Below are 10,237 nucleotides of genomic sequence, written 5' to 3' on the forward strand. Positions count from 1 at the left end.
TCCGACTGCTGTGGCTCCTCCTCCGCGCGCGGCGTTAACCTCCGTTGAGATGCGGTAAACGCCCCGCGCCTTATCCTTGATTTACAACCGCTTGCCCCGGGCCCGCACTGTGCGGAGCCCGTGCGGCCGGCCCACTCACTTCTCCAGCCACCAGACCTCCGGCAGCCAGCCGATCCAGTCGCCGTAGACCGGCAGCGCCTCGGGATGCTTGAGCTCCGCCTTGTGCGCGACGAGGCTGCGGTCCGAGAACCAGAAGGGAATCACGTAGCGCCCCGTCGTCAGCACCCGGTCGAGCGCCTGCACCGCCGCCCGGAACTCCACCGGGTCCCGCGTCGCCAGCATGTCTGCGATCATCGCCTCCGCCGCCGGACTGTCGATCCCCATGTAGTTGCGCGTCCCCGGCACGGTCACGCCTTCCTTCCCCCAGTAGAGCGTCTGCTCGTTCCCGGGCGAGAGCGACATGTTCCAGGTGTTCACCACCATGTCGAAGTCGTAGTCGTTCTTGCGCGCGTTGTACTGCGCCTGGTCGACCAGCTTCACCCGCGCCTCGATCCCGAGCTGGCGCAGCGCGTCCGAGAAGATGTTCGCCGCCGCCTCGCTCTGCCCCGAGGTCAGCAGGATCTCGAAGCTGAACGGCTCCCCGGCCGCGTTCCTCAGCACCCCCTCCTCGACCCTCCACCCCGCCGCCTCGAGCTGCCGCGCCGCCACCCGCATGTTGGCCCGGTTCCGCTCCGACCCGTCCGAGGCCGGCAGCGCATAGCCGTCGAGCGCCCCCGGCACCAGGCCGTCCGCGAAGGGCGCGAGCAGCTCCCGGACCCGCCCCTCCGCCGGCCCCGTCCCCATGCCGAGCGCGGAGTTGGCGAAGTAGCTCGCCCGCCGCGGAAAGGCGCCGCCGTTCAGCGTCTGGTTGACGAACTCGAAGTTGAAGGCGTGCAGCAGCGCGTCCCTGACCCGCCAGTCGGCGAAGACCGGCCGCCGGGTGTTGAAGACGAAGCCCTCCATCCCCGAGGGCCGCCCGTGCAGGATCTCCTCCTTGACCACCTTGCCCGAGGTCACCGCCGGGAAGTTGTATTCCCGCGCCCAGCGCGTCGGGTTCAACTCGCGGTAGACCGAGAGCTCGCCGGCGGTGAAGGCCTGGAAGAGCGCCCCCCCGTCGACGAAGTAGTCGTATCGGATCGTGTCGAAGTTGTTCACCCCCCGGTTGATCGGCAGGTCCTTCCCCCAGTAGTCCGGGTTCCGCTTGAAGGCGATGTACCGCCCCGGCTCGAAGCTGCCGATCGTATAGGGCCCCGACCCCACCGGCACGCGCAGGCTGCTCTCGGCGAAGTCCACGCCCTCCCAGTCGGCCCGCTTCAGGATCGGGCGCAGCCCGATGATCAGCGGCAGCTCGCTGTCCGGCTCGCTGAAGTCGAAGCGCACCGACCGCTCGCCGGTCCGCTCGACCTTCGCCACCTTTTCCCAGGCATTCCGGTATCTTGGCAGCCCCTGCTCGGCCAGCGTCTCCATCGACCAGATGACGTCCTCGACCGTCACCGGCGATCCGTCGGAGAATTTCGCCTCCGGCCGCAGCGTGAATTCGACCCACGCGCGATCCGGCCCGGTGTCGATCGATTCGGCCAGCAGCCCGTAGAGCCCGAAGGGCTCGTCCCAGTTCCGCGCCATCAGCGTCTCGAAGACATGGCTGGCGACGGCGGCCGGCGCCCGTCCCTTCAATATGTAGGGATTGAGCGAGTCAAAGCCGCCGGTTTCCCCGAATACGATAGTGCCGCCCTTCGGCGCGTCCGGGTTGGCGTAAGGCAGCGACACAAGATCCGGTGGCAGCGCCGGTTCGCCATACATAGCTATGCCATGGCTCGGTTCCGACACGGCCACGGTCGCGAGCGACACTGCCGCGAGCGCCAGGCTGATGGCCGGGACGAAGCGTGTCATATCCGTCACATCCTCGCGAATGATTTACCAAGGTCACCCTTAGCCCCCCCTGCCGGGCGCCGCACGCGGATTTTTGTCTTGGCGATAGACCTTTGATTTTGTATAAGGGTTCCACTGCTCGATAGGTTTCTTGCCTGTATGAAACCTGCCTCAACGACTTGACGCCCTCCTCGCGAGGGCGTCTTTTTTTCGCGCCCGACGATCCCTCTCCCGGCCGATGCGAAGTCTTCGCACAGGCAGCGAAATTGATCCGCGCCGGATTCGGGCGTAGGCTCGCCGAAAGCGCGCCGGAACCCGGAGACTCCGGATGATCGAGCTCCTGATTGCCGCCTGCCTCTCGTTCGGCGCCCCCGAGTGCCGCAACTTCTCGCTCCTCTACGATCCCGCCGAGCTCTCGCTCGTCGCCTGCGCCACCCGCGGCCAGGCCGAGATCGCCCGCTGGCACGAATCGCACCCGCGCTGGACCGTCTCGCGCTGGACCTGCGCCTGGCGCACCCCGGGCAGCGTCGACATCTGACGCCCCGCGGCCCGTTGCCTTCGCACCTGCAACGACTATGCTGCCGCCGCACAGCAACCGGCGGAGGAAGCGGATGTCGTTGAAGGGCAAGGTGGCGGTGGTCACCGGATCCAACTCGGGAATCGGCCTCGGCGTGGCCGAGGCGCTCGCCGCGGCCGGCGCCGACGTCGTGCTCAACTCCTTCACCGACGCCCCCGAGGACCACGCCCTCGCCGAAGGCATCGCCGGCAGGACCGGCGTCCGCGCCATCTACCTCAAGGCCGACATGGCGAGCGGCGAGGCCTGCCGCTCACTCGTGACGCGCGCAGCCGAGGCGCTCGGCCGCGTCGACATCCTGGTCAACAACGCCGGCATCCAGCATGTCGCGCCGATCCCCGACTTCCCCCCGGCGACCTGGGACCGGATCATCGCCATCAACCTCACCTCCGCCTTCCACACCACCGCCGCCGCCCTGCCGCTGATGCGCGCCCAGGGCTGGGGCCGCATCGTCAACATCGCCTCGGCGCACGCCCTGACCGCCTCGCCCTTCAAGTCGGCCTACGTCGCGGCCAAGCACGGCGTCGTCGGCCTGACCAAGGTCACCGCCCTCGAGACCGCCGAGGAGCCCGTCACCTGCAACGCCATCTGCCCGGGCTACGTGCTGACCCCCCTCGTCGAGGCGCAGATCCCCGACCAGATGCAGGTGCACCGGATGGACCGCGAGACGGTGATCCGCGAGGTCATGCTCCAGCGCCAGCCCTCGAAGCAGTTCGCCACCGTCGAGCAGATCGGCGGCTGCGTCGCCTTCCTCTGCTCGCCCGCCGCCGACCAGGTCACCGGCACCACCCTCTCGGTCGACGGCGGCTGGACCGCCCTGTGACGATCCCGATCAACCTCGCGCTGCAGGGCGGCGGCGCGCACGGCGCCTTCACCTGGGGCGTCCTCGACCGCCTGCTCGAGGAGGAGGAGATCGAGATCGAGGGCATCACCGCCACCTCGGCCGGCGCGATGAACGCCGCCGCCCTCAAGCACGGCTTCGTCCTCGGCGGCCGCGCCGGCGCCCGCGAATGGCTCGACACCTTCTGGTTGCGCGTCTCCGGCCTCGACGGCGTCTTCGGCGACGCGATGATGGACTGGCTCCGCGCCGTCTCGCCCAGCCCCGCCATCACCGCGCGCTTCCTCGAGGCGAGCCCCGCCGTCCTCGCCACCGAGGCCATCACCCGCCTCCTCTCGCCCTACCAGTTCAACCCGACCAACTTCCACCCGCTGCGCGGCATCGTCGAGGAGATGCTCGACACCTCCGTCGTCTGCTCGGACAAGGGGCCGAAGCTCTTCATCAACGCCACCAACGTCCGCGACGGCAAGCCGCGCATCTTCATGGGCGACGAGATCACCGCCGACGCCATCCTCGCCTCCGCCTGCCTGCCCACCCTCTACCAGGCGGTCGAGATCCACGACCCGCGCACCGGCCGGCTCGAGGCTTACTGGGACGGCGGCTATACCGGCAACCCCGCCCTCTATCCCCTCTTCTACCACACGCGCGCCGCCGACATCCTCATCATCCACATCAACCCGCTCCACCGCGAGGAGCTGCCGCGCACCTCGTCCGAGATCATCAGCCGGATCAACGAGGTAAGCTTCAACGCTTCGCTCCTGCACGAACTGCGCGCCATCGCCTTCGTCAACCGCCTGCTCGACCAGGGCGTGATCGCCGAGGGCACGATGAAGCGCAACAACGTCCACTCGATCAGCGACGACGCGCTGATGAACCAGCTCGGCATGGTGACGAAGCTCACCCTCAACCGCGCCCTTCTCCTCCAGCTCAAGGACGCCGGCCGCGCCGCGATGGAGCGCTTCCTCGCCGAGAACCGCCCCTCCGTCGGCCGCTGCTCGACCGTCGATCTCCCCGCCGTCATCGCCTCCTAGTGGACAAACGGCCGCCTGTCGGGCATCGAGATGGCAACGGGGCCGCTCGAGGCCTCGCGGAGGGCGCATGCGCGGACGGGAGCGGCATGCCGACCGGGTGCAGGCGGCCGTCGAGGGCGACGCGCCGGCGCGCTCCGCGCTGGCCGCCTCCTGGCGCCGCTCCGCCGCGCTGCACCGCCTCGACCCCGCCGTCAGCGCCCCGCCCCGCCGCCTGTCCGACGCCGAGCTCGGCCGCGCGCGCCAGCGGGTAGAGCCGCTCCTCCACGTCGCCGGGCCCGCCCTCGACCGGCTCTTCCAGGCGGTCGGCGGCGTCGGCTGCTGCGTGCTCCTCGCCGACGGCGACGGCGTCCCTCTCGACCGCCGCGGCACCGTCTCCGACGATGCGACCTTCCGCGACTGGGGCCTCTGGACCGGCACGGTCTGGAGCGAGGCCGCCGAAGGCACCAACGGCATCGGCACCAGCATCGTCGAGCAGCGGGCACTGACCATCCACCGCGACCAGCATTTCTTCGCCCGCAACACCGACCTCTCCTGCACCACCGCGCCGATCTTCGACCACGAGGGCCGCCTCGCCGCCGCCCTCGACGTCTCCTCCTGCCGGGCCGATCTCACCGAGGCCTTCGTCGGCCTCATCGCCGTCGCCGTGCAGGACGCCGCCCGCCGCATCGAGGCCGAGGCCTTCCGCCTCGCCTTCCCCGACGCCCGCGTCCTCGTCGCCCCCGGCAGCGAGAAGTCGGGCGGCGGCCTCATCGCCGTCGACCGCGACGACCTCGTCATCGGCGCCACCCGCGCCGCCCGCCTCGCGCTCGCCCTCACCCCCGAGGCGCTCGCCCGCCCCCGCCCCGCCGCCGACCTCATCGGCGCGCCCGACGGCGACCTCGACGCCGCCGAGCGCGGCGCGCTGCAACGCGCCCTCGCCCGCGCCGGCGGCAACGCCTCCGCCGCCGCCAGGGCACTCGGCATCAGCCGCGCCACCCTCTACCGCAAGCTCGACCGCCTCGGCCTCTCGGCGCGAACCTGAGCTCCCGATACGCCGGCCCGGTTGAACCCTATAGCACTGAGTGCTATATATAACCGCGCTACGGCGGAGATCGCATGCGTGTCTTCAAGACGAAGCCCTTCGCCCGCTTCGCCGCGAGGGAAAGGATCGACGATGCAGCGCTGGTCGAGGCGGTTCGCCGCGCGGAACGCGGCATCTTCGACGCCGATCTCGGTGGCGGAGTCATCAGGCAGCGCATCGCCCGGCCCGGCCAGGGCCGGTCCGGCGGCTTTCGCAGCATCATCCTCTTTCGCCGCGAACGGAGCGCCTATTTCGTCTACGGCTTCGCCAAGAGCAGCCGGAGCAACATCCGCGACGACGAGCTCGAGGCCTTCCGCCGGCTCGCCCGCGAGCTGCTCGACCTCGGCGACGCGGCGATCGCGGCGGCGCTCGCGAACGGAACGATCTCGGAGGTGACGGACCATGACCAAGCGGTATAGGAGCGACGCCCTCGCGGCGGTGCACGAGACCGCCGCCGGCCTCAGCGCGGCGGGGATCCTGTCGAAGCAGTCGATGAAGGACTTCGACGCCCTCTGCCTGACACCGATCGAACCGCTGACCCCGGAGGAGATCCGGGCCGTCCGCCTGCGGGAAAACGTCAGCCAGGCCGTCTTCGCGCGGCACCTGAACGTCACCAGCGGCCTCGTCAGCCAGTGGGAGCGCGGCGAGAAGCGTCCCCGCGGCGCCTCGCTGAAGCTCCTCACCCTGGTGGCGAAGAAGGGGCTTCAGGCCGTCGCCTGAGCCTGACGCCGCTCTCGACCGCTCACGGCCGCGCGAAGCGCCCTCCACCTGTCTCAGATGTGAGACACCCGCCGCTCGTCGGCCGCCGCCCCCCTCCTGACAGCTGCGACTCCATCGCGCAACATTCTTTCACGGACCGCGCCCAGCGGTTCCAAAGCAAAGCTTCGGGAGGCTACCCATGAACAAGATCGAATTCTTCCGCACCGCCACCGCCCCCTTCGAGACCCGCTACGGCAACTTCATCGGCGGCAGGTGGACCGCGCCGGCCTCGGGGCGCTACTTCGACAACTTCTCGCCCGTCAACGGCCAGAAGCTCTGCGAGATCGCCCGCTCCGACGCCCAGGACGTCGAGGCCGCCCTCGACGCCGCCCACGCCGCCAGGGACGCCTGGGGCCGCACCAGCGCCGCCGAGCGCGCGCTGATCCTCAACCGCATCGCCGACCGGATGCAGGACAACCTCGAGCTCCTCGCCCGCGCCGAGACCTGGGACAACGGCAAGCCGATCCGCGAGACCACCCACGCCGACCTGCCGCTCGCCATCGACCACTTCCGCTACTTCGCCGGCGTCGTGCGCGCCCAGGAGGGCGGGATCTCCGAGATCGACCACGACACCGTCGCCTACCACTTCCACGAGCCGCTCGGCGTCGTCGGCCAGATCATCCCGTGGAACTTCCCCCTCCTCATGGCGGTCTGGAAGCTCGCCCCCGCACTTGCCGCCGGCAACTGCGTCGTGCTGAAGCCGGCCGAGCAGACACCCGCCTCGATCCTCCTCCTCGTCGGCCTCATCGCCGACCTCCTGCCGCCCGGCGTCCTCAACGTCGTCAACGGCTTCGGCCTCGAGGCCGGCAAGCCGCTCGCCTCCTCGAACCGCATCGCCAAGATCGCCTTCACCGGCGAGACCACGACCGGCCGGCTCATCATGCAGTACGCCAGCCAGAACCTCATCCCGGTGACGCTGGAGCTCGGCGGCAAGTCCCCGAACATCTTCTTCGCCGACGTCGCCGCCGAGGACGACGACTTCCTCGACAAGGCCATCGAGGGCTTCGTGATGTTCGCCCTCAACCAGGGCGAGGTCTGCACCTGCCCCTCGCGCGCGCTCATCCACGAATCGATCTACGACCGCTTCATGGAGAAGGCCATCGCCCGCACCGAGGCCATCGTCCAGGGCGACCCGCTCGACCCGGCGACGATGATCGGCGCCCAGGCCTCCTCCGAGCAGATGGAGAAGATCCTCTCCTACATCGACATCGGCAGGCAGGAGGGCGCGCAGGTCCTGACCGGCGGCGGCCGCAACGAGCTGCCGGGCGAGCTCGGGGCCGGCTTCTACGTGAAGCCGACGATCTTCCAGGGCCACAACAAGATGCGCATCTTCCAGGAGGAGATCTTCGGCCCCGTCGTCTCCGTCACCACCTTCAAGGACGACGCCGACGCGCTCGCCATCGCCAACGACACCCTCTACGGCCTCGGCGCCGGCGTCTGGACCCGTGACGGCAACCGCGCCTACCGCTTCGGCCGCGGCATCAAGGCCGGGCGCGTCTGGACCAACTGCTACCATGCCTACCCGGCGCATGCGGCCTTCGGCGGCTACAAGCAGTCGGGCATCGGCCGCGAGAACCACAAGATGATGCTCGACCACTACCAGCAGACCAAGAACATGCTGGTCAGCTACAGCCCGAAGAAGCTCGGCTTCTTCTGAGTGCTTCCGGCGCGCGTTAACCTGTGCGAAGATCCGGTTAACGCGCGCCTTGAATGCAAGTGAAATCAGCGCCTTGTCCAGAGTCGCACGCGTGCGACTCCGGCCCGTGCAACCGAAGGAGGAAGAAATGGCCAGGACCATGAAAGCCGCCGTCGTCCGCGAGTTCGGCAAGCCCCTCACCATCGACGAGGTGCCCGTCCCCGAGCCCGGCCCCGGCGAGATCCAGGTGGCGATCCGCGCCTCCGGCGTCTGCCACACCGACCTGCACGCCGCCGAGGGCGACTGGCCGGTCAAGCCCAGCCCGCCCTTCATCCCCGGCCACGAGGGCGTCGGCTTCGTCTCCGCCGTCGGCCGCGACGTCCGCCACGTCAAGGAGGGCGACCGCGTCGGCGTCCCCTGGCTCTACACCGCCTGCGGCCACTGCCGCCACTGCCTCGGCGGCTGGGAGACGCTCTGCCTCGAGCAGAAGAATACCGGCTACTCGGTCAACGGCGGCTTCGCCGAATACGTCGTCGCCGACCCGAACTACATCGGCCACCTGCCGGCCAACATCGACTTCGTCGAGATCGCGCCGGTCCTCTGCGCCGGGGTCACCGTCTACAAGGGCCTCAAGGTCACCGACACCAGGCCCGGCGACTGGGTGGTCATCTCCGGCGTCGGCGGCCTCGGCCACATGGCGGTGCAGTACGCCAAGGCGATGGGCCTCAACGTCGCCGCCGTCGACATCGCCGACGACAAGCTCGAGCTCGCCCGCAAGCTCGGCGCCACCCTCACCGTCAACGCCATGAACGAGGACCCGGCCACCGTCATCAAGCGCGAGACCGGCGGCGGCGCCCAGGGCGTGCTCGTCACCGCCGTCAGCCGCAAGGCCTTCGAGCAGGCGATCGGCATGGTCGCCCGCGGCGGCACCGTCTCGCTCAACGGCCTGCCCCCCGGCGACTTCCCGCTCGACATCTTCGGCATGGTCCTGAACGGGATCACCGTCCGCGGCTCGATCGTCGGCACCCGCCTCGACCTGCAGGAGAGCCTCGACTTCGCCCGCGACGGCAAGGTCAAGGCCACCGTCGCCCGCGCGAGGCTCGAGGACATCAACGACATCTTCGCCCGGATGCACAAGGGCCAGATCGAGGGCCGCATGGTCCTCGACCTCGCCTCGTGATGGCCGCACTCGACAAGGTGAGCGCCACGCCGGCGGCGCTCGCCCTCCTCGCCGAGATCACCGCCGAGCACGGCCCCGTCCTCTTCCACCAGTCCGGCGGCTGCTGCGACGGCTCCTCGCCGATGTGCTACCCGCTCGGCGAGTTCGCCCTCGCCGACAGCGACGTCCTCCTCGGCCACATCGGCGGGGCGCCCTTCTACATCGGCGGCCCGCAGTACGAGGCCTGGAAGCACACCGACCTCGTCATCGACGCGGTCCCCGGCCGCGGCGGCATGTTCTCCCTCGACAATGGCCGCGAACGCCGCTTCCTCACCCGTTCCCGGGTCTGCCTGCCGCCTCGCCCCTGACGCCCGCCCGGCCGGCGAGCGCCTTGCCGAGCCGCGGCAGCCCCGCCCGCTTCAGCAGCGTCCGCAGCGGCTGGTCCCGCCCCGATGCCGCCTCGGCCCGCGCCTGCGCCCCGGCCGCCACCCGGCCGAGGTCCACCCCCTCCTCCAGCAGCTCGACGAGAAACCCGTCCGGCTCGCGCAGCAGGATCCCGTGCCGTGCCAGCGTGCGGGTCGGAAAGTCCCGCCGGTTCAGCGTCAGCAGCACCTCCGCGCCCCCGGCGATCGCGGCCGCCAGCACGTGCCGGTCGGCCGGATCGGGCAGCGACAGCCCCGCCACCAGCTCCTCTGCCACCGCCACCTCCGCCTCCGGCCAGGCCGCGCGCAGGAGCGCGATCTCCCCGCGCGCCACCGCCTCCGCCCCCTCCGGCAGCCGCCGCGTCGCCCGCGCCCACTCCTCGAGGATGCGCGCCGACCAGAGCGGCGCGAACCCGCCCGCCGCCGCCGCGCCCACCACCATCTCCCGCAGCACCGTCGGAAAGAGCACGCAGGCGTCGATCAGCACCCTCACGGGCCGAGCCTGAGGAAGAGCGCCTTGAGATAGGCCGTCTCGGCCAGCGCCGGATGCACCGGATGGTCCGGCCCCGCGCCCCCCACGTGCAGGATCTGCGCCTCGCGCCCGGCCCGCGCCACCCCCCGGAGGCTCGCCTCCCGGAACCGCGCCAGATCGGCCGCGTGGCTGCACGAGCAGAGCACCAGGAAACCGTCCGGCTCGACCAGCGCCGCCCCGAGCCGCGCCACCTTCTCGTAGGCCCGGAGCCCCGCCTCCAGCGCCGCCTTGTTCGGCGCGAAGGCCGGCGGGTCGCAGACCACGACCCCGAACCGCCGCCCCTCGCCGGCGAGCGCCGCCATCGCCTCGAAGGCATCG

General features: G+C 70.4%; 11 protein-coding genes and 1 pseudogene. 9 read left to right on the forward strand and 3 right to left on the reverse strand.

Annotated elements, in window-relative coordinates; all coding sequences use genetic code 11:
• Nucleotides 1-135: 135 nt before the first annotated feature.
• Complete coding sequence (locus tag Q0112_RS03580; protein WP_297971533.1) at nucleotides 136-1,839, reverse strand: extracellular solute-binding protein; 1,704 nt, start codon at nucleotides 1,837-1,839, stop codon at nucleotides 136-138.
• A 397-nt stretch (nucleotides 1,840-2,236) separates the two neighbouring features.
• Here Q0112_RS03580 and Q0112_RS03585 point away from each other — a divergent pair, with 397 nt between their 5' ends.
• The 9 genes from Q0112_RS03585 (at nucleotide 2,237) to Q0112_RS03625 (ending at nucleotide 9,333) form a co-directional block, all read left to right on the forward strand.
• Nucleotides 2,237-2,446 carry a hypothetical protein gene (locus Q0112_RS03585; protein WP_297971503.1) on the forward strand — a complete coding sequence of 70 codons (210 nt, stop codon included), beginning with the start codon at nucleotides 2,237-2,239 and terminating at the stop codon, nucleotides 2,444-2,446.
• A gap of 73 nt (nucleotides 2,447-2,519) precedes the next feature.
• A complete protein-coding gene (locus Q0112_RS03590) occupies nucleotides 2,520-3,305 on the forward strand; it encodes a 3-hydroxybutyrate dehydrogenase (RefSeq protein ID WP_297971506.1) in 786 nt (261 codons plus the stop codon).
• Nucleotides 3,302-4,351 (forward strand): patatin-like phospholipase family protein, encoded by a 1,050-nt coding sequence (locus Q0112_RS03595; protein WP_297971509.1) that lies wholly within the window; start codon nucleotides 3,302-3,304, stop codon nucleotides 4,349-4,351. The genes Q0112_RS03590 and Q0112_RS03595 overlap by 4 nt, the downstream gene beginning before the upstream one ends.
• Nucleotides 4,352-4,418: 67 nt before the next feature.
• On the forward strand, nucleotides 4,419-5,372 hold the full coding sequence (locus tag Q0112_RS03600) for a helix-turn-helix domain-containing protein (RefSeq protein ID WP_297971512.1): 954 nt from the start codon (nucleotides 4,419-4,421) through the stop codon (nucleotides 5,370-5,372).
• A gap of 74 nt (nucleotides 5,373-5,446) precedes the next feature.
• Nucleotides 5,447-5,830: a type II toxin-antitoxin system RelE/ParE family toxin gene (locus tag Q0112_RS03605; RefSeq protein ID WP_297971515.1), complete on the forward strand. Its 384-nt coding sequence runs from the start codon at nucleotides 5,447-5,449 to the stop codon at nucleotides 5,828-5,830.
• Complete coding sequence (locus Q0112_RS03610) at nucleotides 5,814-6,131, forward strand: DNA-binding transcriptional regulator (RefSeq protein ID WP_297971518.1); 318 nt, start codon at nucleotides 5,814-5,816, stop codon at nucleotides 6,129-6,131. The genes Q0112_RS03605 and Q0112_RS03610 overlap by 17 nt, the downstream gene beginning before the upstream one ends.
• A 178-nt stretch (nucleotides 6,132-6,309) precedes the next feature.
• The gene (gene adh, locus Q0112_RS03615; protein ID WP_297971522.1) at nucleotides 6,310-7,827 is read left to right on the forward strand and encodes an aldehyde dehydrogenase; all 1,518 of its coding nucleotides are present in this window, start codon (nucleotides 6,310-6,312) and stop codon (nucleotides 7,825-7,827) included.
• Between the two features lie 127 nt (nucleotides 7,828-7,954).
• Entirely contained in the window at nucleotides 7,955-8,986 is a 1,032-nt protein-coding gene (gene adhP, locus Q0112_RS03620; RefSeq protein WP_297971525.1) for an alcohol dehydrogenase AdhP, read from the forward strand.
• Entirely contained in the window at nucleotides 8,986-9,333 is a 348-nt protein-coding gene (locus Q0112_RS03625) for a DUF779 domain-containing protein (protein ID WP_297971528.1), read from the forward strand. The genes adhP and Q0112_RS03625 overlap by 1 nt, the downstream gene beginning before the upstream one ends.
• Here Q0112_RS03625 and Q0112_RS03630 read toward each other — a convergent pair.
• Nucleotides 9,296-9,880 (reverse strand): RSP_2648 family PIN domain-containing protein, encoded by a 585-nt coding sequence (locus Q0112_RS03630; protein WP_297971531.1) that lies wholly within the window; start codon nucleotides 9,878-9,880, stop codon nucleotides 9,296-9,298. The two genes, Q0112_RS03625 and Q0112_RS03630, sit on opposite strands and share 38 nt — an antisense overlap.
• A pseudogene (locus Q0112_RS03635) lies at nucleotides 9,877-10,237 on the reverse strand (RlmI/RlmK family 23S rRNA methyltransferase); the annotation flags it as partial. The pseudogene Q0112_RS03635 and the gene Q0112_RS03630, both read right to left, overlap by 4 nt.

Source organism: uncultured Amaricoccus sp. (genome assembly GCF_937858865.1).
In the GTDB taxonomy this organism is placed as follows: Bacteria; Pseudomonadota; Alphaproteobacteria; order Rhodobacterales; family Rhodobacteraceae; genus Amaricoccus.